At 30.4% G+C, this 23,291-nt stretch carries 26 protein-coding genes; 23 read left to right on the top strand and 3 right to left on the bottom strand.

Translation table 11 applies throughout. From position 1 onward, the window contains the following. Position 1: 1 nt before the first annotated feature. From mreC to msrB, 9 genes are read left to right on the top strand one after another with little or no spacing between them, the layout of a single operon-like run. The gene (gene mreC, locus ACTT9P_RS06565) at positions 2 to 1,267 is read left to right on the top strand and encodes a rod shape-determining protein MreC (protein ID WP_440909893.1); all 1,266 of its coding nucleotides are present in this window, start codon (positions 2 to 4) and stop codon (positions 1,265 to 1,267) included. Next, positions 1,260 to 1,778 (top strand): rod shape-determining protein MreD, encoded by a 519-nt coding sequence (locus ACTT9P_RS06560; RefSeq protein ID WP_440909892.1) that lies wholly within the window; start codon positions 1,260 to 1,262, stop codon positions 1,776 to 1,778. The genes mreC and ACTT9P_RS06560 overlap by 8 nt, the downstream gene beginning before the upstream one ends. Continuing rightward, positions 1,771 to 3,636, top strand: a complete 1,866-nt coding sequence (gene mrdA / locus ACTT9P_RS06555; protein ID WP_440909891.1) for a penicillin-binding protein 2 — start codon at positions 1,771 to 1,773, stop codon at positions 3,634 to 3,636. The genes ACTT9P_RS06560 and mrdA overlap by 8 nt, the downstream gene beginning before the upstream one ends. A gap of 2 nt (positions 3,637 to 3,638) precedes the next feature. Beyond that, entirely contained in the window at positions 3,639 to 4,757 is a 1,119-nt protein-coding gene (rodA, locus tag ACTT9P_RS06550; protein ID WP_440909890.1) for a rod shape-determining protein RodA, read from the top strand. A gap of 58 nt (positions 4,758 to 4,815) precedes the next feature. Beyond that, positions 4,816 to 6,060 carry an NAD(P)/FAD-dependent oxidoreductase gene (locus ACTT9P_RS06545; RefSeq protein WP_440909889.1) on the top strand — a complete coding sequence of 415 codons (1,245 nt, stop codon included), beginning with the start codon at positions 4,816 to 4,818 and terminating at the stop codon, positions 6,058 to 6,060. Next, positions 6,061 to 6,960, top strand: a complete 900-nt coding sequence (locus ACTT9P_RS06540; RefSeq protein WP_440909888.1) for a DMT family transporter — start codon at positions 6,061 to 6,063, stop codon at positions 6,958 to 6,960. After that, positions 6,953 to 7,906 (top strand): D-2-hydroxyacid dehydrogenase family protein, encoded by a 954-nt coding sequence (locus tag ACTT9P_RS06535; RefSeq protein ID WP_440909887.1) that lies wholly within the window; start codon positions 6,953 to 6,955, stop codon positions 7,904 to 7,906. The genes ACTT9P_RS06540 and ACTT9P_RS06535 overlap by 8 nt, the downstream gene beginning before the upstream one ends. Continuing rightward, on the top strand, positions 7,907 to 8,800 hold the full coding sequence (locus tag ACTT9P_RS06530; RefSeq protein WP_440909886.1) for a histone deacetylase family protein: 894 nt from the start codon (positions 7,907 to 7,909) through the stop codon (positions 8,798 to 8,800). Between the two features lie 3 nt (positions 8,801 to 8,803). Then, positions 8,804 to 9,175, top strand: a complete 372-nt coding sequence (msrB, locus tag ACTT9P_RS06525; RefSeq protein ID WP_440909885.1) for a peptide-methionine (R)-S-oxide reductase MsrB — start codon at positions 8,804 to 8,806, stop codon at positions 9,173 to 9,175. Here the strand turns inward: msrB and grxC are convergent, their stop codons facing one another. Beyond that, positions 9,176 to 9,430, bottom strand: a complete 255-nt coding sequence (grxC, locus tag ACTT9P_RS06520; protein ID WP_440909884.1) for a glutaredoxin 3 — start codon at positions 9,428 to 9,430, stop codon at positions 9,176 to 9,178. 3 nt (positions 9,431 to 9,433) lie between these two features. After that, the gene (locus ACTT9P_RS06515) at positions 9,434 to 9,730 is read right to left on the bottom strand and encodes a TIGR03643 family protein (protein ID WP_440909883.1); all 297 of its coding nucleotides are present in this window, start codon (positions 9,728 to 9,730) and stop codon (positions 9,434 to 9,436) included. A 121-nt stretch (positions 9,731 to 9,851) separates the two neighbouring features. On the opposite strand from ACTT9P_RS06515, the gene ACTT9P_RS06510 reads away from it, so the two are divergent. The 14 genes from ACTT9P_RS06510 to ACTT9P_RS06445 all read left to right on the top strand — a co-directional run bounded on the left by ACTT9P_RS06510 (position 9,852) and on the right by ACTT9P_RS06445 (position 21,963). Next, positions 9,852 to 10,466 (top strand): LysE family translocator, encoded by a 615-nt coding sequence (locus ACTT9P_RS06510; RefSeq protein ID WP_440909882.1) that lies wholly within the window; start codon positions 9,852 to 9,854, stop codon positions 10,464 to 10,466. Between the two features lie 106 nt (positions 10,467 to 10,572). Continuing rightward, positions 10,573 to 11,814: an amino acid ABC transporter substrate-binding protein gene (locus ACTT9P_RS06505; RefSeq protein WP_440909881.1), complete on the top strand. Its 1,242-nt coding sequence runs from the start codon at positions 10,573 to 10,575 to the stop codon at positions 11,812 to 11,814. 66 nt (positions 11,815 to 11,880) lie between these two features. Next, complete coding sequence (locus ACTT9P_RS06500; RefSeq protein ID WP_440909880.1) at positions 11,881 to 12,774, top strand: branched-chain amino acid ABC transporter permease; 894 nt, start codon at positions 11,881 to 11,883, stop codon at positions 12,772 to 12,774. Beyond that, entirely contained in the window at positions 12,774 to 13,823 is a 1,050-nt protein-coding gene (locus ACTT9P_RS06495) for a branched-chain amino acid ABC transporter permease (RefSeq protein WP_440909879.1), read from the top strand. The genes ACTT9P_RS06500 and ACTT9P_RS06495 overlap by 1 nt, the downstream gene beginning before the upstream one ends. Beyond that, positions 13,820 to 14,560: an ABC transporter ATP-binding protein gene (locus ACTT9P_RS06490; protein ID WP_440909878.1), complete on the top strand. Its 741-nt coding sequence runs from the start codon at positions 13,820 to 13,822 to the stop codon at positions 14,558 to 14,560. The genes ACTT9P_RS06495 and ACTT9P_RS06490 overlap by 4 nt, the downstream gene beginning before the upstream one ends. Further along, positions 14,560 to 15,345 (top strand): ABC transporter ATP-binding protein, encoded by a 786-nt coding sequence (locus ACTT9P_RS06485; RefSeq protein WP_440909877.1) that lies wholly within the window; start codon positions 14,560 to 14,562, stop codon positions 15,343 to 15,345. The genes ACTT9P_RS06490 and ACTT9P_RS06485 overlap by 1 nt, the downstream gene beginning before the upstream one ends. Beyond that, on the top strand, positions 15,345 to 16,049 hold the full coding sequence (locus ACTT9P_RS06480; RefSeq protein WP_440909876.1) for an AzlC family ABC transporter permease: 705 nt from the start codon (positions 15,345 to 15,347) through the stop codon (positions 16,047 to 16,049). The genes ACTT9P_RS06485 and ACTT9P_RS06480 overlap by 1 nt, the downstream gene beginning before the upstream one ends. Further along, entirely contained in the window at positions 16,039 to 16,368 is a 330-nt protein-coding gene (locus tag ACTT9P_RS06475) for an AzlD domain-containing protein (RefSeq protein ID WP_440909875.1), read from the top strand. Before ACTT9P_RS06480 ends, ACTT9P_RS06475 begins: the two co-directional genes overlap by 11 nt. A gap of 8 nt (positions 16,369 to 16,376) precedes the next feature. Beyond that, the gene (gene glaH / locus ACTT9P_RS06470) at positions 16,377 to 17,288 is read left to right on the top strand and encodes a glutarate dioxygenase GlaH (RefSeq protein WP_440909874.1); all 912 of its coding nucleotides are present in this window, start codon (positions 16,377 to 16,379) and stop codon (positions 17,286 to 17,288) included. A 29-nt stretch (positions 17,289 to 17,317) separates the two neighbouring features. Next, positions 17,318 to 18,085, top strand: a complete 768-nt coding sequence (locus ACTT9P_RS06465) for a pyrroline-5-carboxylate reductase (RefSeq protein ID WP_440909873.1) — start codon at positions 17,318 to 17,320, stop codon at positions 18,083 to 18,085. A 3-nt stretch (positions 18,086 to 18,088) separates the two neighbouring features. Then, positions 18,089 to 18,871 carry an ABC transporter ATP-binding protein gene (locus ACTT9P_RS06460; RefSeq protein ID WP_440909872.1) on the top strand — a complete coding sequence of 261 codons (783 nt, stop codon included), beginning with the start codon at positions 18,089 to 18,091 and terminating at the stop codon, positions 18,869 to 18,871. Positions 18,872 to 18,873: 2 nt separating this feature from the next. Then, positions 18,874 to 19,581 (top strand): ABC transporter ATP-binding protein, encoded by a 708-nt coding sequence (locus tag ACTT9P_RS06455; RefSeq protein WP_440909871.1) that lies wholly within the window; start codon positions 18,874 to 18,876, stop codon positions 19,579 to 19,581. Position 19,582: 1 nt separating this feature from the next. Beyond that, on the top strand, positions 19,583 to 20,593 hold the full coding sequence (locus tag ACTT9P_RS06450) for a branched-chain amino acid ABC transporter permease (RefSeq protein WP_440909870.1): 1,011 nt from the start codon (positions 19,583 to 19,585) through the stop codon (positions 20,591 to 20,593). Between the two features lie 38 nt (positions 20,594 to 20,631). Continuing rightward, on the top strand, positions 20,632 to 21,963 hold the full coding sequence (locus ACTT9P_RS06445; RefSeq protein ID WP_440909970.1) for a branched-chain amino acid ABC transporter permease: 1,332 nt from the start codon (positions 20,632 to 20,634) through the stop codon (positions 21,961 to 21,963). A 126-nt stretch (positions 21,964 to 22,089) separates the two neighbouring features. On the opposite strand, the gene ACTT9P_RS06440 is transcribed toward ACTT9P_RS06445, so the two are convergent. Next, positions 22,090 to 23,271 (bottom strand): ABC transporter substrate-binding protein, encoded by a 1,182-nt coding sequence (locus ACTT9P_RS06440; protein ID WP_440909869.1) that lies wholly within the window; start codon positions 23,269 to 23,271, stop codon positions 22,090 to 22,092. Between the last annotated feature and the right edge of the window lie 20 nt (positions 23,272 to 23,291).

The following is a 23,291-nucleotide window of genomic DNA, read 5'->3' as shown; positions in this document are numbered from 1 at the left end:
AATGAGTGTAAGCAGAGATGATTTTGTCATTGCAATAAGGTCTGCTTTTTTAAAAAAACAAACTAAACAAAAATTCTCTTTATTATCCTTAATATTATTATCAGTATTTGTTTTATTTTTAACCAAGCAAAATTTTAAAGTTATCTCTTACATACAGTCTGGAATAAATGAGATTATCTATAGAACTTCTTATGCAGTGTCGGCTCCAGAAAATGCATTAGGTAATTTAATTAACGAATTCAATCATCACTTCCAAGTTCATACCAAGGTAATGGTGCTTCAAGACGAATTAGCAGATTTTAAATCTAAAGATGTATCTTTAAAAATTTTAGAATTTGAAAATCAAAAATTAAGAGAACAACTCGATGATTATCTAATTTCAAATGAGATTATATTTTCAAAAATAATAATTGATAACAATAGTCCTTATCTGAGATCTTTTGTAATAAATAAAGGTTCTAGAGATGGCATAAAAGTTGGAATGGTTGTTTTAGATCAAAATTATCTAGTTGGAAAAGTAATTGAAGTGAACTTTAAAACATCTAGAGTATTAATGCTTTCAGATATAAACTCAAACATACCAATTTCGATTTCACCTGGAAACCTACAAGCTATTGCTTCAGGTACAAGTGATATTTATGGAAAAGTAAATTATTTAAAAAAAATTCATTTTGATAAAATTAGCAATGAATCTATTGTTTATACTTCTGGAACAGGTGGATTAATAAAAAGTGGTATTCCAATTGGTAAAGTGGTTGATTTTGATAAAGAAAATTCAGATGAAATCAAAATTCAATTCTTCAGTGATTTTTCACAACTACAATATGTATCTGTCGCTTCTTTTCAAAAAGTTGAACAAAAAAAAGAACCTGAAGTGATTTTAAATGAAGATCAAAATTCATGGAAAGAAGGAATATTATTTAAAGGACCAAGTCCAGTTCAATTAAATGAGAGATTAGAAGCTTTAATAAAAGAAAAAGAAATTAATGATCAAATAAGATCACAAATAGAGTCAGAAAACTCAAATTTGAAAGATCAATTATCTCAAATACAGAGAAAATTATTTCAATCTGAAAAAACAATAAATGAGCAACGACAAAAAATTAGTTCTCATAAAATAGATGAAGATGAATTAAATTTTTTAAAATTAAATTTAGAATTCGGTCAAAAATGTATGAAAAAAACCATCATATCCAAAGGCTATAAAGTTGGAACTCCTGAATATAAAAAATGTGTTTTAAGAAGAGGTATTAAGGTCAATGACTGAGTTAAGACAAAATACTTTTTTTAAAAATTTTTTAAAAATTTTACCATTATTAGTTTTATTTATTTCAGTTTTTAACGAATTTGATGCAAACTATTTTGGTATCCCGTTCTTATCATTCAATTTTGCTTATATTTTAATTTATTACTGCACACTAAAAGCAATTGATTACTTTGGTTATGGTTTAATTTTTATCGCTGGACTTGTTAATGATACAGTAAATGGTTTGCCGCTTGGTCTTAGTAGTTTTTGCTACATGGTAATTTGCGTTTTTTCATCTTATTTTAGAAGTATTACATTAAGACCAACTATAATGAAGGATTGGTTATTTTTTTTGATTACAATTTCAGTTACAAATTCAATCAATTATTTATCATTGTTGTTTTATTTTGATACTTCAATTGATTACAGATTTTTACTTGTAAATAATTTTACAACTTTCTTATTATTTTTCTTTTTTTATTTTATTTTTAATATTTATTATGAAAAATTTTTAGGCTCATCAAATGTTTAATCTTAGTGACAATGTAAGAAAAGTTAACTTAATAAATAGGAGATTATTTATAGTTACTGCCGCTAAGGTAATAGTTTTTTTAGGTCTCTCATCAAGATTATATTCGCTACAGGTAAAAGATAGAAATAAATATCTCACACTTTCCGATAAAAATAGAATAAGAGAATCAAAGCTTCCACCCATACGGGGAGAATTTAAAGATTTTTTTGGAAAAACAATAGCTGGAAATAATGAAGTTTATCAACTCCATATAATACCAGAACAAGTGGAAGATTTTAGACATGTTTCTTTAAGACTTAAAAGTATTTTGAATATGTCAGAGAGACAATTTCAAAAATTACTAAAGAAGAAAAATGAAGTAAAACCATGGGATACAATCGTTGTATCTGATAATTTATCCTGGGAACAATTTTCAAGAGTAAACAATTATTTATATGAGTTAACAGGCGTAAAATCAGTTTTATCTATTACAAGAATATATCCACATAAAGAAAATTTTACTCATGTTTTAGGATATGTAAGCCAAGCTAATGAAAAAGATTTAATTGAAAATGAACATATAAAAGAAAAATTTGTACCAGGACTAAGAGTTGGCAAAACAGGTTTAGAGAAAGCGTTTGAAAAAGAATTATTAGGTGTAAATGATATTCAAAGATTTGAGGTGAACGCATATGGAAAAAAAGTTAATCAAATTGAACTTCAAAAAGGATCTAAAGGTAAAGATATAAGATTAACTTTAGATACTGAAATTCAAAAATATTGCAGTGAACTACTTAAGGAGAGGGCTGGTTCAATATGCGTTATGGATATTTACACTGGAGAAATAATTGCAATGCAGTCTTCCCCATCATTTGATCCTAATTTATTTTTATTTGGAATTAATGAAGACGATTGGCAATTAATTAGAAATAATCCTCTAAAACCTTTGGTTAACAAAACGATCAGCGGCAAATACTCCCCAGGTTCAACGATAAAACCTATAGTTGCCTTATCAGCTTTAGAGAATGGAATTGTTAATCCACAATTTACAATAAAGTGTGAAGGAAAAGTTGAAATGTATGGACAAACCTACCACTGCTGGAAAGACAAGGGTCATGGATTTGTAAGTTTAAAAAACGCGATGAAACAATCATGTGATATTTATTTTTATGAAATAGCAAGGAGACTAGGGGTTGATAGATTAAGCGAAACAGCAAAAAAATTTGGTTTAGGAGAGAGAGTTTTTGATAATCTATTTCAAAATGAAAAGAAAGGATTGGTTCCAAATACCCAATGGAAAAAAAATGCTTTAGGAGGAGGCTGGTTATTGGGAGAAACAATGATTACAGGTATTGGACAAGGTTATATTCAAACCACACCAATACAACTATGTTTAATGACAGCGCAAATTGCCAACGGTGGATATAAAATCTATCCAAAAATAACAGTAGAAGAGAATAATAATTATTTTGATAAGTTTACTCCATTATTTAAAAATCAAAAAAATATAAAAATTATTCAAGATTCTATTTATAGCTCTACTAACGAAGTAATGGGAACTTCATACTCATCAAGAATTAATAATTTAAAATATCGATTTGCTGGTAAGACAGGCACAGCTCAGGTAAAAAGAATCACAGAAGAAGAGAGAGAACTTGATTTAAAGACGTCAGAGATTCCATATGAGCAAAGAGATCATGCTTTGTACGTTGCTTATGGGCCAACAAAAAATCCTCGATACGCTTTAAGTATAATCATAGAGCACGGAGGATCAGGTGGAACAACAGCAGCACCAATTGCAAAAAAATTATTTAAAGTGATTATAGATAGACACAAATTAAGAGAAGAAGCAAAACACAACAAGTTTTTAGATATATAGAAATGATAAATAATTTTACACAAGAGAAAACTTTTTTCCAGAAACTTAGAGAATATGATTATGTTTTGTTGTTAAGTATTTTAGTGCTTGGAATTGTGAGTATATTTGCAATGTATTCTACAGATGGTGGTGAGATCTTATTTCATACTAAAAGCCACTTTTTAAAATTTTCAATATTTTTTCCAATGATGGTAATTTTATCATTCATTAATATAAAATTTTGGCATGCTGGGAGTTATTTATTTTATATTATAATTTTAGGATTACTTATTTGGGTCGCATTGTATGGAATACAAGCCTCTGGTTCGAAACGATGGATAAATTTATATTTCCTCAATCTTCAGCCATCAGAATTAATGAAGATAGCCGTAATTCTTTGTTTAGCAAAATATTTTCATAGAATAAGAACTGAAAAGATTAATCATTTTTCAACAATATTGATATCTCTAACAATTATAGTTATCCCAACAATACTTGTAATTACTCAACCAGATTTAGGAACTTCAATTCTTATTTCTTTGTCAGGTCTTATAATCTTATGGTTGTCAGGTTTAAAAATTAAATACTTTATCTATTCGTTTATTTTATTTTTAATTTCTTTACCTTTTGCAATTTCATTTTTAAAACCATATCAAAAATTAAGAATTTTGACTTTTATTGATCCTGATAGAGATCCGCTCGGTTCTGGATATCAAATTATTCAATCTAAAATTGCTGTGGGCTCTGGAGGATTAACTGGCAAAGGTTTCTTAAAGGGAACTCAAAGTTATTTGGATTTTTTACCAGAAAAACACACTGATTTTATATTCACCCTTTTTTCTGAAGAGTTTGGTTTTATTGGATCAATGATGTTATTGATTTTGTACGTTATTATAATTTATAGAATTATTAATACTGGCCTAATTTCTAGAAGTTTCTTTTCGAGATTATTCTGTTTTGGTTTTGCTTTTGCAATTTTTTTATATGTTTCTATAAATATGTCGATGGTCTTAGGATTACTACCTATAGTTGGTTCACCTTTACCTATAATGTCATATGGTGGATCATCTTTACTTGCAACTATGATTGGTTTTTCAATAGTTTTAAGTGCAAAGATTAATCATAATCAAAACATATCATAAACGTCTCACGTATAATTTGTCGCCGGAGAATTAGAAATTTTAAATATATATTTATCGTATGAATAAACCGTTAAAAGTAGGTATTGTTGGAGCAGGAATACAAGGTGTGTCGAACGCGTTGTTTTTGCAAAAAAAAGGATTTGATGTAACGATATTTGATAGAGATGAGCCAGGAAGTCCTGCAGCATCATATGGGAATGCAGGTCATTTTTCACCCTACGCATCACTATCTTTAAATAGAACAGATATTCTTTTAGATGTACCTGCCATGTTAATGAGCTCGACAGGACCTTTGGCATTAAAATGGAATTACGTACCAAAAATGATTCCATGGTTTTTAAAATTTTTGATGAATACATCAAAAAATAAAATGATGCATACGGCAAAAAATATGCATCAAATTTTAGATTTAGCACTTCCAGCTTATGATGAAATATTTGATGAAATCAAAGATCTAGAAGGGTTAGTAGAAAATAAGGGCATACTTTATATTTGGAATGATAAAGATCTAAAAAGTAGAGAACTTGAGATAAAAGTAAGAGAAGAATTAGGAGTCGAACAACAACTAGTAAATAAGCACGAAATACACGATCTTGAACCTCACATAAGACCATTTTATCACGCAGGTGTTTTTTACCCATATGCCAGACATGCAAGAAATCCAAAAAAAATTCTTCTGAAATTTTTTGATCTCTTTATTAAAAAGGGAGGTAAATTTAATAAAGTAAATATCAAAGATATTGAATTTGATAACGAAAAACCAATTTTTATAACAGAGGCTCAAAGATTTATATTTGATAAAGCAGTAATAGCTTGTGGAGCTTTTTCAAAAAAACTAACAGATAACCTTGGTGAAAAAATTCCATTAGATACAGAAAGAGGCTATCATGTTCATTTTAAAAATTGTGATCATTTATTAAGCCGTCCTGTAATCTTTCAAAATAGAGGTTTTGGAGTTACTCCAATGGAACAAGGATTAAGAGTTGTTGGAACTGTAGAGTTTGGAGGATTAGAAAATTCATTATCAAAATCTAGAATTAAAAATTTAATTAACAATGCAAAATATATGTTTGGTGACTTGCCTGATCATGAAGACGAATGGTTAGGATTTAGACCAACGTTACCTGATTTTTTACCTGTAATGGGCCCTTCAAAAAAATATAAAAATGTTTTTTATTGTTTTGGACACCATCATTTAGGATGGACATTGGGACCAATATCTGGAAAGATCGTCTCAGGAATGATTGCTGAAGAAAACACAAATTTAAATTTAAGTCCATATAGTTCAGCACGATTTAGTTAAGTGGGCAAAAACATAAATATTGCTTACATATTTCTTTTTTTAACAGTTACTTTTTGGGCGGGTAATTTTATTGTTGGTAAATTTGCAAGTTTTTATGAGGTTCCACCATTTTCATTAAATTTTTATAGATGGTTTTTTGCCTGGTTAATACTTGCACCTTTTACGCTTCCAGAAATTTTTAATAAAAAGAAATATATATTTAGTAATGTTAAACTTTTCATAGTGCTTGGCATTACAAGTATTACAATTTTTAATTCAATTGTTTATTATTCACTGAATTTTACACAAGTTATTAGTGGTGTTTTGATGATTTCAACAATACCAGTAATGATAATTTTTATTTCATCAATTTTAAAGATTGAAAAGACAAATATTTTTCAAATCTTAGGCGTTGCCTTTTCTTTTTGTGGAGTAATTTTAATTATTACTAAAGCAAATTTAAGTATTTTACTTACGTTAGATTTTAATAAGGGTGATTTAACGATGGTGATAGCCATGTTTTCTTGGGCTTTATATTCTTCGCTATTGAAAAAACAAAAGTATGAAATATCACAGTTAAGTTTATTACAAGTAATAATTTCTTTTGGATTAATTTTTTTAATTCCTATTTATTTTATTGAGTATCAATTAGGTTATGTAATTAAGATAGAAAAACCTTTCATCTTGATTTTAAGTTATGTAGTTTTATTTCCCGGTCTTGCTTCATTTATTTTATGGATTAAAGGTATATCTATGATAGGTGCGAATAGATCAGGAGTGTTTCTTCATTTAATGCCAATATTGAGTGCAATAATGGCCATGATTATTTTTGATGAAAAATTTATGTTTTATCATATTCTTGGTGCAATATTTATTTTTACAGGAATAATTTTATCAAATAAAAAAACTAAAAATGCTTAAAGTTGCAATATTAGATGATTATCAAAATGTTTCTCAACAATTTGTTGATTTAGAAAAATTATCTGGAAAGTATGAGTTTAAAATATTTAGCGAACCATTCGTTGATGAAGATGATGTTATAAATCAACTCTCAGATTTTGAAGCATTGTTAATAATGAGAGAGAGAACACCAATGACTGAAAATCTCATTAATAGTTTATCAAAATTAAAGTTTATAATTACAAGCGGAACTAGGAATAAATCCATCAATCTTGATGCTACAAAAAAAAGAAATATAATTGTGAGTGGTACTGATATTAACATTCACCCAACACCTGAATTGACTTGGGCTTTGATTTTAGGCCTTGCAAGAAATCTAAAAGAAGAAATAGATAATATGTACCAAGGATATTGGCAAACAACACTGGGTGTTGAATTAAAAGATAAAATTTTAGGATTGATAGGACTTGGAAGAGTAGGATCTCAAGTTGCAAAAATTGGAAAAGCATTTGGAATGCAAGTTATGGCTTGGAGTGAAAATCTTAATCTTGATACGTGTAAAGAGCTCGATGTTTTGCCATGTAGCAAAGAAGATCTAATAAAAAATTCTGATTTTTTATCTATCCATGTGCAAGGAGGAGAAAGATATAAAGATTGCATTACCTTAAAAGAATTAGATCAGATGAAAAAAACTTCTTTTTTAATTAATACCTCAAGAGGCCCAATTGTTAATGAAGATGATTTGATTATAGCATTGTCTACAAATGTAATCGCGGGTGCAGGTTTAGATGTTTATGAAAAAGAACCGTTACCTGAAAATAATAAACTTAGATTTTTACCTAATGCTTTATTAACTCCACATATAGGATACGTAACAGCTGAAAATTATCATATTTTTTATACTCAAATGATTGAAGCACTAGAGGCTTGCGTAGATGGAAAACCCATCAGAGTTATTGAAAAATAAATGAGTCTACCTGTAGTTAATCATAAGGATTATTTTGCAAAAATTGGAGACGATCACAAATTTCCGATTAATAAATTTTCAGAACTTGCAAAACACTTAAAAGAAAAAAAAATAGTTAAAGAATTCATAAAACCAACTCCTTGTTCAATCGAAACACTAAGTAAAGCTCATTCTAAAACTTATATTAATCACATCAAAAATAAAACTTTAGATAAAGACAGCCAAAAAAAAATTGGATTTCCTTTAGTAGATAGTGTTGTGAAAAGATCATTTATAGCAACTGGTGGAACTGTTTTAGCTTCTAAACTCGCTATTAAATCTGGTATTTCATGTAACACAGCTGGAGGAAGTCATCACGCTAACTTTGAAGGAGGAGCGGGATATTGCGTTTTTAATGATGTAGCAGTGGCTGCAAAATATCTTTTGGAAAGAGGATTAGCTAACAAGATATTGATTGTGGATTTAGACGTTCATCAAGGAAATGGTAATGCAGACATCTTCAAAAATGATAATCATGTTTTTACTTTTAGTATGCATTCTAAGACTAATTATCCTGCTAAAAAATCTTTAAGTAATTATGATGTTGAACTCGAAGATAATACTGAGGACAAAATATATTTAGAAAAATTAAAGCAGTGTTTAAACGAATTAAATCAATATTTTTTTGATTTTGTATTTTATATAGCTGGTGTTGATATTCATTACAATGATCGTCTTGGAAAGTTAAAAATTTCAGACGAAGGTGTCAAAACAAGAGATCAAATAGTTGTAGAAAATTTTTTTTCACAAAGAATACCTTTATGTGGTGTTTTAGGAGGTGGTTATAACAAAAATTTTGAAAAATTAGTTGAATTACATTCTTATTTACACGAGACATGTTCTAAGTATATTTAAATTATGTCAAAGAAAAATCCAAACTTAACTGCTGAACAAAAACTCGTAATGTTTGAGGATGGCACCGAGCCTCCTGGAACTAGTGAGCTTAATCATGAAAAACGAGATGGAAGTTATCATTGTGCAAATTGTGGTGTTAAATTATTTCAAAGTGATGCAAAATATGAAAGTGGATCTGGTTGGCCATCTTTTTTTAAATCATTACCTGAAGTTTTCGAAACCAAAACAGATCATTTATTAGGTTATGCTAGAACAGAGTATCATTGCAAAAACTGTGATGCTCATCATGGTCATATATTTGACGACGGACCTGAACCTACAGGAAAAAGATATTGCAATAATGGGGTGTGTTTAGTTTTTAAACCTAAAGAATAATTACTTTAGCATTTCTTCTAACTTATTTTCTTTCTCTAAAGCTCTTATATCGTCGTAACCACCAATGTGCTGATCATCAAAAAAGATTTGTGGAACTGTTCTCTTTCCATTAGCTTTTTTAATCATTTCATCCATCGCTCCATCCACGGTAGCAATGTTTATCTCGTTATAAGTTGCATTATTTCTTTGAAGTAATCTTTTTGCAGCCTCACAATAGTTACAAAGTGGACCAGTATAAATTGTTATATTTTTCATGAGTTACAAATAATCACCTTTTTTAATTTTACTAGTTATTTGTTTTCTAGAATATTCAAATTTTTTTCTATGTTTAATGCTTTTTTGATTCACTCTTTTTCTCCATAATCTAAATGAAGATGGTTTGAGAGATCTCCTCATAATTTTGATCACCTCAGATTCTTTTTTACCTGTCTTTTTTTCAATTTCCTCAAATGTAATCCTGTCAGCCCAAGCCGCCCATATGATCCAATCGGGATCATCGATTGGGGGTTCAGGATTTTTAACCTTGGTGACTGGTCTGTTGCCCTTTTTTTTCATTTTTCCTAAAATTATGTAAAAAATAGATAATGCAATTTATACAGGATTTGCTAAATTGGTCTAGATAGTCCTTCTTAGCCATCTTTAGCTCCCGGTTTTTAAGGACTATCTTTTTTTTTATATGCTTCCTTTAGATTTTATACTTTATCTGCAAATTATAATTTTCTTATTCATAACACCAGGCACCCCGAGAGTTGTAATTATCTCTTATTCAATGAATTATGGAGTAAGCAAATGTGTTTGGTCTGCATTAGGTGATGTAACAGCAAATTTAATACAAGCAACTTTAGTTATTTTTGTAATTGGATCATTTTTTTCTGAAAACTCTTTGATATTAAATGTTTTTAAATGGATAGGTGTTATTTATATTTTGTATCTTGCATACGATATCTATAAATCGCGTCCAAAAAGTATTTCAAGTGAAGGTGAAATAAAAAAAACTAACTTATCTTTTTTTAGAGATGGTTTCTTAGTTGCAGGAACAAGTCCAAAAGCTTGGATGTTTTTTCCTTTTATTTTTCCTCAATTTATTGATTTTAATTCAAATTTATTACCTCAATTCACAATCTTAATTACTACTTATATTGTTTTAGATTTTTTATCTTTGATAGGTTATGCAATACTTGCGCAAAAATTAATTAAGTGGATTACTGCTAATCCAAAAATAATAAATACAATTTCAGCGAGTGTTTTAGTTATAATTGCAATGATTATTGTGTTTACGCAAGAATATTAAGTTAAATTAAATCATCAATTCATTAATTACATACATGTCTACTTGAAAAAAATTTCATAATAAGTTTTAATTTTGTTTTAATTAATTAATTAACAAAGGAAATAAAATGAAACTAACAAAAATATTTTTAAGTTTTATTTCTGCATTAGCGATTTTATTATCTTCATCAGTAACTACTTTCGCAAAAGTAGTAGGTGATAAGATTATTTTAGGATCTGCGATTTCATTAACTGGTAAATACTCTTCAAACGGAGTTCATACACAAAACGGTTACAACATGGCTGTTGATAGAATTAATAGCATGGGTGGTGTTAAAGTTGGTGGTAAAACTTATAAGTTTGAAATTATTTATTATGATGATGAATCAAACCCTAAAAGAGCTGCGCAACTTGCAGAAAGATTAATCTCACAAGATGGTGTTGAGTTTATGCTTGGCCCATACTCTTCAGGATTAACAAAAGCAATTGCTCCTGTAACAGAGAAATATGGAGTACCAATGGTTGAAGCTAATGGTGCATCTAGATCTTTATTTACAAAAGGATACAAATATTTATTTGCGGTTCTAGCGCCGGCAAATTTATATCTTGATGTAGCAATTGACTTAGCAGTTGAGAAGAATGGTGGGAAGCCAGTTAAAATAGCTCAAGCTTTTGAACAAGATGCTTTTTCTCAAGATGTTAGATTAGGCGTTTTAGAAGCTGCAGAAAGAACTGGTTCAAAAATCATTATTGATGATAAGTTACCAAAAGAACTAAATGATATGGCTGCAACTTTAGCAAAAGTTAAAACAGTTAAGCCAGATGTATTAGTTGTTTCAGGTCACACTAAAGGAGCTTTGACGGCAATCAGACAAATTTCAGAGATGAAAGTTGACGTTCCAATGTTAGCAATGACACACTGTGATGCTGCAAAATTATCAAAACAACATGGTAAAAACTCAGAGTTTGCATTATGTGCTTCTCAATGGCACAAGACTTTAACTTACAAAGATGAATTCTTTGGTAATGGTATAAAGTATGATGCAGATTTTACTAAAGAGTTTGGATATGCTCCGCCTTATCAAGCGGCTGAATCTTCAGCAGCATTATTGGTTTTTAAAGATGCGTTTGAAAGAGCAAATTCTTTCGATAAAAAGAAAGTAAGAGATGCTCTAGCTGACACTAACATGCAAACTTTTTATGGAAATATTAAATTTGCACCAGGTGGTCAAAACGTAGACAAGCCAATGGTATTGTTCCAAGTTATGTGTAATGATGATGGAAGCAAGTGTGAAAACAAAGTTGTAGCTCCTACAAAATGGGCTTCAGCAGAGTTAATTCACCCAATTCCAAAGTGGTCTGAAAGATAATCTAAATTAAAAAAAATGCCCTCTAGTATTAGAGGGCATTTTTGTATAATAAAAATTTTTTAAATAATGGATTTTTTAGTATTTCAAGCTCCCATGTTAACAGTCCAAGCTACGCTTGATGGATTGTTGTTAGGAATTTTATTTGCACTTATAGCATATGGAATGGCTCTTCAATGGGGAGTAATGAATATAATAAATATTGCGCAAGGAGATCTTGTGATCTTAGGAGGATATATAGCTTATTTTATGTATCTCTCAGGTATTCATCCTGCTTGGGGAGTAATAGTATGTCCGATAGTAATGTACTTTGTTGGAGTTGGAATTTATAAAACTGTAATCAATAAAGTAGTAGATAGAGATTTATTTATTTCAATTTTAGCTACATTTGGAATTAGTATTTTAATGATGCAACTAATGAATTTTGCATTTGGAGCTGATGTGGTTTTGGCTAATTCACATTATGGTACAACAATGTTATTTGATAATTCTGTAACATTACCCAATTCAAAAATATTTTCTGCAGTTATAAGTATTATATTTGCAATTTGTTTAGTGCTTTATATGAAAAAATCAAAATTAGGTAGAGCAATTAGAGCAACTGCTCAAAACGCGAGAGCAGCAAAGATTTTAGGCGTAGACACAGAGAAAGTTTATGCAGCTACTTTTGGTATAAATGCTGCTCTTTGTGGGGTTGCTGGTGCGTTAATTGCAATAACATTTACAATTCATCCTTACATGGGGCTACCTTATACAATCAGATCATTCATGATTGTTATTGTTGCAGGTTTAGGAAATTTACCTGGTGTTGCAATGTCAGGAATGGGATTAGGTGTATTTGAGGAGTTTGCAGATTATATTTTAGGAACTGAATTTAGAATAGGATCTGTATTTTTATTATTAGTTTTAATTTTAGTTTATAGAAGATTTAAACTTTCAAGAAAAAGAGAGTATTTAAAATAATGAATAAGAATTTAATATTATATTTAGGCATTTTAATTTTTGGTTTAGCAGCACCATTTATTTTTCCTGCTTTTAAAGTTCAACTTTCAATACTTTGTATATTAATTGTTCTTGCTACAACTTGGAATGTTCAAGGCGGTGAGATGGGTTATAATACATTTGGTAATATATTATTTTATGGACTTGGAATGTATTTATGTGCATCAGTTCAAGTTGGGATGTTTTTTCCGTTAGCAGAGTGGACTGAAGGTGGAGGAGAAAAAACTTTTGTTCACACTCCATCACAATTCTTTCAAGGAATGGGTGTAGGCTTAGCAGTTGCAGCAGTAGTTCCTTGTTTAGTTGCAGGAATTATTGGATATTCAATTTTAGGACTTAGAGGTCATTATTTTGCAATTTGTACTTTAGGCTTAGGTATTGCAGCTGGTGAAATTTCTGGCGGAATTGAAATAATTGGAGCTGGACAAGGCTTTACAACACCTCCTTTTCCAGAAATAGGAACAACAGAAGCTAGAGGAGAGTTTTTCTATTTTCTAAGTTTCGGACTTTTAGTTTTAACATTTATTGTAATTAAATTTTTATACACAACAAGATTTAGATTAGTTTTAAATGCCATCAGAGACAACGAAGATAAAGCTGAAGCGATGGGCATTCAAACAATGAAATACAAAATTACAGGATGGATGATATCTGCATTTTTCTGTGGTCTTGCTGGTGGAATTATGGGTGGCTTAGTTGGTTATATAGATTCTACTGATGTTGCTTTTGATGGAAGAGAAATGGGAGTCTTTATGGTTCTTATGGCAATACTAGGTGGTAAAGGAACTTTGTGGGGACCAATTATTGGAGCAACTGTATTTCATATTTTTAAAGAGGGTTTTTGGACTTTCTTCCTAGGTTGGCAGTACGTAGCATTAGGAGTTTTAATTGTAGTAATCGTAATTTATTTCCCAGAGGGCATAATGGGGTGGTTAAGAGAAAAATATCCAGAAAGATTTGGTGAAGTAGTTGATGAGGCTGATCGAAAAGCACAGGTAGAATTAAAGTGAGTATTTTAGAAGTTAGTCATGTAAGTAAATCTTTTGGTGGTGTTAAAGCTAACGTGGATGTTTCAATGTCAGTAGAAAAAGGAACAATAGTTGGATTAATTGGTCCTAATGGTTCTGGAAAAACTACTTTATTCAATTCAATAGTTGGAACATATCCAATCGATGAAGGTTCAATAAAGTTTAATGGCAAAGAGGTATCTGAATTACCTGTACCAGTAATTGCAAAAATGGGACTGTTAAGAACTTTCCAACAAACAAGAATTTACAGCAAATTAAATTGTGTGGATAACATGTTGATTAGCCATAAAGCTAGTGACGAAAGTTTAATGACAATTTTTTCAAAAGTACCAGCTGAGCTTACTGAAAAAGCCGAAAACCTTCTGAACTTTGTTGGTCTTTATCAAAAAAGAAAATTAAGAGCTGGTGACTTATCTTTTGGACAACAAAAACTTTTAGAATTAGCAATGGCACTGATGAATGAACCTGAAATGCTGTTGTTAGATGAACCTACGGCTGGAATTAATCCAACATTAATAAATGGTATTATCGATAGATTAATAAAAGTTAATAAAGACTTTGGAATTACACTTTTAGTTATTGAACACAATATGAGAGTAATTATGCAATTGGCACAAACTATTCATTGTTTAGCTCATGGACAAATGTTGGCCAAAGGTACACCAGATGAAATTAAAAATGATAAGCGAGTAATAGATGCTTATCTAGGAGCACAATAATGGGAAATCAGTACGAAGTTTTAGGTAAAGCTCCTGAAGCAGAAGATTTAAAAAAACTTTCTCCGAGCGATGTTCATTTAACAATAAGTGGGCTTAATGCAGGCTATGGAAAGATGGAAATTCTTCATAATCTAGATCTTTTTGTAAGTAAGGCTCAATCATTATGTTTAATTGGTCCTAATGGAGCAGGAAAATCTACAATACTTCACTCAATTTATGGATTTACAAATATTTTTTCTGGAAAAATTGAAATTGAAGGAAAAGAAATAACCAATTTAACACCTGCAGAAAAATTAAAGTCTGTAGGAATTGCATACATACTACAAGATAATTCAGTATTTCCAGATATGACCGTTGAAGAAAACCTTTTAATGGGTGGTTATATTAAAGATAAAACAGAAGAGTCTTATGAGGAAGCTGAAAAAATATTTGAAAAATATGAGAGACTTAGAAATAGAAGAAACCAACCAGCAAAAGTTTTATCTGGTGGTGAAAGAAGGTTGTTAGAGATATCAAGAGCTCTAGTTATGAAACCTAGTGTTTTATTGGTTGATGAACCATCAATTGGTTTGGAGCCAAGGTATATTGATATGGTATTTGAAATTTTAAGAGATCTTCAAAAGAATGAGAAGAAAACAATTATACTTGTAGAACAAAATGCTAAAAAAGGTTTAGAGTTTGCTGACATTGGGTATGTTTTAGTTTCAGGTCAAACTGCTATTGCAGGTAAAGGAGATGAACTCTTAAGTAATCCAGATGTAGGTAGATTATTCCTGGGTGGTTAATGATTAACCACGAAATATTTTTTAAAGGTCTCAAATCAAATCTTGGAGTAAGAAGTCCAACAATTTCTCTAGCAGCCTGCTTTGTAGCTTTAGGTGCATTGTTAAAAGATGCAGGATTTAACCTTCAGCAAAGTGCTGCCTCAAGTATTTTTACTTATGCGTTACCTGGACAATTAGTTATGGCAGAGTCATTGTTAATTGGGACTTCTCTTATAAATATTTTTATTGCTGTTTGGCTGGTTAACTTCAGATTATATCCAATGACAGTTTCTTTATTTCCTTTATTAGCTCATAAATCACAACCAAGATGGAAATATCTTTTATCTTGTCATTTCTTAGCAGTGTCATCTTGGTTAGTAGCAAAAGAAAGCTATGAAAAAGTTGAGCAAAAATATCGAATTGATTTTTGGATTGGAGTAGGAGTTGGTACCTGGTCAACAGCAATTATATCTACAGTCATCGGTTATCTCTTAGCTGATTACTTGAATAAAGATATTATGATTGGGCTAGCAATAGTTAATCCAGTTTATTTTTTTTGCATGATGATAGGGGCAATGAAAAATATAAGCATATCAATAGCAGTGATTGGAGGAACTATTTTAGGACCTATAATTTATGTATACTCAACTGAATGGGCTATTTTATATGCAGGAATAATTGCTGGTTCAATTGCATTTTTATTTGGAGAAAAAAATGGAAAATAATGATCTAATTTTATTTGCAATAATTGTAACTTCATTAGCAACTTTTATCTCAAGATTTTTAGGCGCTATAACATCAGAAAAAGTAAGTGTTCAATCAAAAGTTTTTCAATGGTTTAATTGTGTTGCATATTCCACACTAGCAGCATTACTAGGAAGAATGATAATTTTTCCAGCTGGAGTTTTATCAGGCTCAGATCTCTTGATAAGATTAATTGTACTTGTTATCTGTATTTTAATTTTCATCTATACTAAAAAAAATTTAGTGATCCCTACAATATTTTCAGCTGTAATGTTGTCCGTTTTAAATAATCTAATATAATAATCTACATGCAAAAAGTTAAAGATCTAGAAATATCACAACATGAGAAATCAAATAGAATTTATAGCATTAAAATTGAAGATGAAATTTTAGATAAATTGCAATTCTCATTTAATAAATTTGATTTAACAGCTTTAGAATTAAAACCTTTTTCAAGATTTACAATTGCAAAAAGTTTAGATGATTTAACTCAATCTAAACTTAGCGAATTAATGAATTTTATTTTAAAAGATAGAAACACTGGGTGTTTTATTATTTCACCAAAAAATACGAACCCCAAACTAGATGATAAATTTTTTGTTAAATTATCTACTGCAATTGCTTATTTAATAGGAAACCCGAATTTTGACTCAATGGCTGGAAAATATTATGCAAGATTTCATGTTAAGCATGAGGACAACAGCGATTCTTATTTAAGAAAAGCATATAGAAATATGGATCTTCATACTGATGGAACTTATGTAAAAGAAGTTACTGACTGGCTATTGATGACTAAAATTGAAGAAGAGAATGTTGAAGGTGGTGAAACAGCTATGCTTCATCTAGATGATTGGGAATTTTGTGATGAACTCTCAAAAGATCCTGTTGGTAAACAAAATTTCACTTGGGGTTCTCCAAAAAGTAAAAATGTTGATTACAAAGTTGAGCATCCAGTTTTTTCTGAAGATGACGAAGGTCGACCTCAAATTTCTTATATAGATCAATTTCCAGAACCTAAAAATATGGAACAAGGAATTTTCTTACAAAAATTATCTGACTGTTTAGAAGGAAGTAGATATAAAATTGTTACAAAATTACCGGTGGGATCTATAATTGTTGCTAATAATTACTTTTGGCTCCATGGCAGAAAACCTTTCAAAGAAAATAAAGCATTAAGTAGAGAACTGTTGAGAATTAGAGGTTCTTTTTTTATTAATTAATTAAATTAATTCACTATATTAAGTTCTTTATGAATTTAGGATTTATTGGAACTGGAAAAATAGCTTTCTCAGTAATTCAAGGCATCTGCACATCAAAAATAAAGTATAAAAAAATTTATATTTCACCAAGAAATAGAACTTTAGCTTTAAAATTAAAAAGAAAATTTAAAAAAGTAATAATTGCAAAAAACAATCAGGAAATAGTTGATAAAGTGAATTGGATTTTTTTATCAGTTACGCCAACAGTCGGTGAAAAAATAATTAAAGATTTAAAGTTTAGATCCTCTCAAAAAATTATCAGTTTCATTTCAACAATTACACTTTCACAATTAAAAAATATGATAAAAGTAAAATGCTCAATTGTAAGAGCAATACCTTTGCCATTTATATCTTTAAAAAAAGGTCCAATTCCAATTTGCCCTCCAAACAAAAGTGTTAAATCTTTCTTTGATAAAATTGGAACAACTATCGAAATCAAAAATGAAAAATTATCAATAAATTTTTGGGCCATATCTGGAATGATGGCATCATATTACGATATGCAAAGATCTATGAGTGAATGGCTAACAAAAAGAGGCATTAAAAAATTAGACGCTCAAAAATATATCACTTCATTATTTTTGGCATTATCTGAAGATGCAGTTGTTAATTCTAAAGTTGATTTAAGAAATTTAGTAAAAGAATCTCAAACTCCAAAAGGGCTCAATGAACAAGGTTTAAAAGAGCTTACGAAAAAAGGTATGTATAAATCTTTAGAAAGTACCTTAAATAGTATTCACAAAAGATTAAGTAAATAACTGATGGAAAACATTTTAGAAATAAATGGTTTAACCAAAACTTTTGGTGGTCTAACAGCAGTTTCAGATTGTAGTTTAAAAGTAAAAAAAGGTTCAATCACAGGCATTATTGGACCAAATGGTTCTGGAAAAACAACTTTGTTTAACTTGATTGCTGGAAATTTAAAAACAACTGGGGGAACAGTAATGTTTAACGATGAAAATATTACAGATGTCCCCTCATATGAACTTTTTTCAAAAGGATTGTTAAGAACTTTTCAAATTGCTCATGAATTTACAAATCTTTCTGTTTTAGAAAATTTGATGATGGTTCCTGGTAATCAATCTGGAGAAAAATTAGTAAATGTAATGTTGAGGCCTCAATTAGTAAAAAATGAAGAAGAACAAATTAAAAATAAAGCTAAAGAAGTTGTTGAATTTTTAAATCTAGGTCATCTTTCAAATGAGTTGGCAGGAAATTTATCTGGAGGACAAAAAAAATTATTAGAACTTGGAAGAACAATGATGGTTGATGCAAAATTAGTTCTATTAGATGAAGTGGGCGCTGGTGTTAACAGAACTCTTTTAAAAGATCTAGGCACAGCTATTGAAAAACTTAATAAAGAAAAAGGATATACTTTTTGTATGATTGAGCATGATATGGATTTTATTAGTAGATTATGTGATCCAGTAATTGTAATGGCAGAAGGTTCAGTTTTATTTGAAGGTTCAGTAGATGATGCAAAAAAAGATGAAAAGGTAATTGAGAGTTATTTGGGAAGAGGATCAAAATTAAAAGATAATTAAATATGGCTTACTTTGAAGGAAATAATATGACAGGTGGTTATGGTAATGGGCCAGATATAATTAATTCTTGTTCAGTAAATGTTAACCGTGGAGAGATTGTTTCAATACTTGGTCCTAATGGAGCTGGAAAATCTACAGCAATGAAAGCTATGTTAGGATTATTAAATCTTAAATCTGGTTCCATTACAATTGATGGCAAAGATATTACTAATTTATCTCCACAAGATAGAGTTAAACAAGGAATTTCATTCGTTCCTCAAACAAAGAACGTGTTCGCCGGAATGACAGTAGAAGAAAATTTGGAAATGGGTGCATTTTTAGTGGATGAAAATTATCAAAAAATTATTGATGAGATTTATGATTTATTCCCAATTTTAAAAGAAAAAAGAAATCAATTTGTTGGTGAATTATCTGGAGGTCAAAGACAACAAGTTGCTCTTGGAAGAGCATTAATGATTAGGCCAAGTGTTTTGATGTTAGACGAACCAACGGCTGGAGTTTCACCAATTGTGATGGATGAATTATTTGATCATATTGTAAAAGTAAAAAGAACTAATGTTGCAATTTTAATGGTAGAACAAAATGCAAAACAAGCTCTTAATATTTCGGATAGAGGATATGTTTTAGTAACAGGTGAAAATAAACATGATGGAACAGGAAAAGAATTGTTAAATGATCCTGAGGTTAGAAGATCATTTTTAGGTGGTTGATATGGATTTTATAAATGCAATAGTTTTACTCTTAAATTATATTTTTATACCAGCTTTGACGTATGGGTCACAATTAGCTCTAGGCGCAATATTTGTTACATTGATTTATGGAGTATTAAGATTTGCTAATTTTGCTACTGGAGACATGATGTCTTTTGGAACAATGTTTGCAGTTTTGTTTACTTGGTTTTTCCAATCTCTTGGTGTTTCATTAGGTTTTTTACCAACAGCATTGTTGGCAATTCCGTTCGCAATTCTTTGTATGATTATTTATATGTTGTTTATAGATAAATTTGTTTTCAAATATTACAGAACCAACAAAAGTCCACCAGTTCAATTTGCAATGGTAAGTATTGGGGTTATGTTTTTAACTCAAGCTCTTGTAAGGATAATCATAGGACCAGATGATAGAAGATTTTTTGATGGGCAAAAATTTTTGATTAAAGCTGGTGAATTTAAAGAGATGACTGGACTAAATGAAGGACTTGCTATCAAGTCAACACAAGTAATTACAATATTTGTAACAATTACTTTAGTTTCTGCTTTATTTTGGTTTTTGAATAAAACAAAAACTGGAAAAAGTATGAGAGCTTATTCTGATAATGAAGATTTGGCATTGCTATCGGGAATTGATCCTAAAAAAATTGTAATGGTTACATGGATTATAGCGGGAATATTAGCAACAATAGGCGGTGTTCTTTATGGACTAGATAAAAGTTTTAAACCATTTACTTATTTTAACAATATGCTCCCAATTTTTGCTGCAGCTATTGTGGGCGGTATAGGAAATCCTTTTGGTGCATTTTTAGGTGGTTATGTAATTGCTTTTTCAGAAATATTCTTAACTTATGCTTATAAAAAGTTTCTTGTTTATATGTTGCCTGAAAGTTTAGAACCAGAAGGTTTGGTTCAATTGTTATCTACAGATTATAAATTCGCAGTTTCTTTCTCAATTCTAGTCGTGGTACTTTTGTATAGACCGCAAGGCATATTTAAAGGAAGGTTATTGTGATCAAAAAACATTTAAATATCATTGCTGCTTATTCGATAATGATGGGATTGATTATCCTTGTTGGAATATTCCAATCTTGGAATATAGCCTTATCTATCTTTAACTTATGTTTAATTTCAGCTGTAATGAGTATGGGTGCAAATATACAATGGGGATATGCAGGTTTAATTAATTTTGGAATTATGGGTTACGCAGCTCTAGGAGGTTTGGCTGCTGTGATTGTTTCTGTAGATCCTGTTCAAGAAGCGTGGAGAGCTGGTGGTTTTGATATCCTTATGTGCCTATGGTTAATCATCGTTATAATAATGGTTGTTAGATTTGCCTTAAAAAACTATGAGTCTACAAAGTTAAGAAATTATGGAATTGCAGCCTTAATTATAGCTGGTGTTATCATAATAAGAATTACCGCAGAACCTGGGATTGAAAAAATTGAATCTGTTAACCCAGCTATAACAGGATTTTTAGGTGGTTTTGGTTTACCAATAATGTTTTCTTGGATAATCGGTGCATTATTTGCAGGTGGATTAGCTTTTATAGTTGGAAAAATTGCTTTAGGCTTAAGGGCAGATTACTTAGCAATAGCAACTTTACTTATTTCTGAAATTGTAATTGCAATTATAAAACATGAAGATTGGTTAACACGTGGTGTAAAAAATGTAATAGGTTTAAAGAGACCTGTTCCATATGAAGTGAACTTACAGACTACTGATTGGTTTATAAATTTAGTTGAGAAATTTAATTCAGGAAAATTATCTTTGATTTCAGATGTAACTGAAAGACAAGCTGCTTTAAATCAAATGGTTATTGAGGGATCATCTGTATTTGTAAAACTTTGTTATTCTGGATTGTTTTTAACAGTGGTTATTATTTTATTAATCTTAACTCAAAAAGCTCTTTATTCTCCTTGGGGAAGGATGATGAGAGCAATAAGAGATAATGAAGAAGCAGCAAATGCAATGGGCAAAAATGTTGTTAAAGAACATCTTTTAATTTTCATTTTAGGTTCAGCAATTGTTGGTATTGCAGGCGCGATGTTAGTTACTCAAGATGGTTTATTTACACCAGGTAGTTATAGACCAATGAGATACACTTTTTTAATTTGGGTTATGGTGATTATCGGTGGAAGTGGAAATAATTTTGGAGCAATTTTGGGAGGATTTGTTGTGTGGTTCTTATGGATTGAAGCAGCACCAATGTCTTTATATTTAATTAATTTCTTTACGGCAGGCCTACCAGATACAAATGTTATTAAGGCACACTTAATCGAAAGTGTTCCTTATTTCAGATTTTTATTAATGGGAATTGGTTTATTACTGATTATGAGGTACAGACCAAGAGGTATACTTCCTGAAAAAATTGAAATAAAATAATAGCTATGAAATACATCTTAATAGGAGCTGCTGCAGCTTGGTTTTTGTATATAGCTGATAAATATATTTTCTAAAAAAAAACCCCCTAAATAAATTAGGGGGTTTTTAATACTTTAAGATTTAAAACTATCTTTGTTTTTTAGTTTTAAATTTTCCACCTTTTACTTCTTGCTCTAAGAAAGAACCTTCTGCTTCACCAACTTCAGTGAATGAAACACCAGTTGCACCTTCATAGTCAATTTTCTTCCCTTTAGCTAAAAGGTCTAAACCTTTTTTAAGTTGGCCTGGGTAAATTTTAGTTCCAGGACCATTAGCAACATCCATTACATTCTTAGCAATAGAAGCTCTGTCAGCAGATCCACCTGCTTGCATAGCTAAAACTATTAGTGCAGCAGCATCGTAAGACTCACCAGTGTAAGGTCCTGATGAATCAATTCCTGCAGCACTTGCAACTTTAGCAAATACTCCAGCACCTTTTCCAGTTGAACCTGGAAGTGAACCAAAAGATTTCTTTAATCCTTTTCCAAAAGCATCAACTAATGATTGGCCAATCATACCATCTGATAAAATAAAAGTATCAAAAGCACCTGAATCTAAAGATGCTTGGATAATACCTTTTCCACCTTGGTCTAAGTATCCGATAACAGCTACAGCATCACCACCTGCAGAAGCTAATGTTGCTACTTCTGATGAATAGTCTGCTTTACCATCTTCGTGTGCAGTTGTAGTAGTTACTTTAATACCATGAGCTTCCACAGCTGCTTTGTAAACATCTGCTAAACCTTTGCCATAGTCATTATTTGTGTAGGTGATAGCAACACTCTTAATTTTTCTATCTTTAGTTACATCGGCTAGAATTTGACCACCTCTAGCATCTGATGGAGCAGTTCTAAAGAAATACCCTTTATCATCTAAAGTTGTTAATCCTGGAGAAGTAGCTGAAGGTGAGATCATAACAACACCATTTGGTACTGCAACATTTGATGCGATAGCACCAGTAACACCTGAACAGTCAGCTCCCATAATAGCCGCAACACCTTGTGATATTACACCTTCGGCTGCTGCTGTTGCTGCAGCTGAATCTACACAAGTAGAGTCTGCTCTTACTACTGAAATAGTTTCACCACCTAACAATGAACCAGAATCTGAAGCTTCTTTAAAAGCAAGTTCAGCTGAATTAGCCATTGCTGGAGTTAGAGATTCAATTGGACCTGTGAATCCAAGAATAATTCCCATTTTGATTTCTGCTAGTACATTTGTTGAGAAAGTAGATACAAATATAAAGGCAGCAATTAATAGTTTTTTCATTATCTTCCTTTTTATTGTTA

The sequence above is a fragment of the Candidatus Pelagibacter sp. genome (genome assembly GCF_052048095.1).
In the GTDB taxonomy this organism is placed as follows: domain Bacteria; phylum Pseudomonadota; class Alphaproteobacteria; order Pelagibacterales; family Pelagibacteraceae; genus Pelagibacter.
This window is presented reverse-complemented; position numbering and strand designations above follow the sequence as displayed.

Coding starts and splice junctions, on each gene's coding strand:
- ACTT9P_RS06495 (WP_440909879.1), top strand. CDS start 12,774: ATGAATAAGAATTTAATATTATATTTAGGCATTTTAATTTTTGGTTTA.
- rodA (WP_440909890.1), top strand. CDS start 3,639: ATGATAAATAATTTTACACAAGAGAAAACTTTTTTCCAGAAACTTAGA.
- ACTT9P_RS06500 (WP_440909880.1), top strand. CDS start 11,881: ATGGATTTTTTAGTATTTCAAGCTCCCATGTTAACAGTCCAAGCTACG.
- ACTT9P_RS06515 (WP_440909883.1), bottom strand. CDS start 9,730: ATGAAAAAAAAGGGCAACAGACCAGTCACCAAGGTTAAAAATCCTGAA.
- ACTT9P_RS06535 (WP_440909887.1), top strand. CDS start 6,953: ATGCTTAAAGTTGCAATATTAGATGATTATCAAAATGTTTCTCAACAA.
- ACTT9P_RS06530 (WP_440909886.1), top strand. CDS start 7,907: ATGAGTCTACCTGTAGTTAATCATAAGGATTATTTTGCAAAAATTGGA.
- ACTT9P_RS06445 (WP_440909970.1), top strand. CDS start 20,632: ATGATGGGATTGATTATCCTTGTTGGAATATTCCAATCTTGGAATATA.
- ACTT9P_RS06475 (WP_440909875.1), top strand. CDS start 16,039: ATGGAAAATAATGATCTAATTTTATTTGCAATAATTGTAACTTCATTA.
- ACTT9P_RS06460 (WP_440909872.1), top strand. CDS start 18,089: ATGGAAAACATTTTAGAAATAAATGGTTTAACCAAAACTTTTGGTGGT.
- ACTT9P_RS06455 (WP_440909871.1), top strand. CDS start 18,874: ATGGCTTACTTTGAAGGAAATAATATGACAGGTGGTTATGGTAATGGG.
- msrB (WP_440909885.1), top strand. CDS start 8,804: ATGTCAAAGAAAAATCCAAACTTAACTGCTGAACAAAAACTCGTAATG.
- ACTT9P_RS06560 (WP_440909892.1), top strand. CDS start 1,260: ATGACTGAGTTAAGACAAAATACTTTTTTTAAAAATTTTTTAAAAATT.
- ACTT9P_RS06450 (WP_440909870.1), top strand. CDS start 19,583: ATGGATTTTATAAATGCAATAGTTTTACTCTTAAATTATATTTTTATA.
- ACTT9P_RS06485 (WP_440909877.1), top strand. CDS start 14,560: ATGGGAAATCAGTACGAAGTTTTAGGTAAAGCTCCTGAAGCAGAAGAT.
- ACTT9P_RS06480 (WP_440909876.1), top strand. CDS start 15,345: ATGATTAACCACGAAATATTTTTTAAAGGTCTCAAATCAAATCTTGGA.
- grxC (WP_440909884.1), bottom strand. CDS start 9,430: ATGAAAAATATAACAATTTATACTGGTCCACTTTGTAACTATTGTGAG.
- ACTT9P_RS06510 (WP_440909882.1), top strand. CDS start 9,852: ATGCTTCCTTTAGATTTTATACTTTATCTGCAAATTATAATTTTCTTA.
- ACTT9P_RS06465 (WP_440909873.1), top strand. CDS start 17,318: ATGAATTTAGGATTTATTGGAACTGGAAAAATAGCTTTCTCAGTAATT.
- ACTT9P_RS06440 (WP_440909869.1), bottom strand. CDS start 23,271: ATGAAAAAACTATTAATTGCTGCCTTTATATTTGTATCTACTTTCTCA.
- mrdA (WP_440909891.1), top strand. CDS start 1,771: ATGTTTAATCTTAGTGACAATGTAAGAAAAGTTAACTTAATAAATAGG.
- ACTT9P_RS06545 (WP_440909889.1), top strand. CDS start 4,816: ATGAATAAACCGTTAAAAGTAGGTATTGTTGGAGCAGGAATACAAGGT.
- ACTT9P_RS06505 (WP_440909881.1), top strand. CDS start 10,573: ATGAAACTAACAAAAATATTTTTAAGTTTTATTTCTGCATTAGCGATT.
- glaH (WP_440909874.1), top strand. CDS start 16,377: ATGCAAAAAGTTAAAGATCTAGAAATATCACAACATGAGAAATCAAAT.
- mreC (WP_440909893.1), top strand. CDS start 2: ATGAGTGTAAGCAGAGATGATTTTGTCATTGCAATAAGGTCTGCTTTT.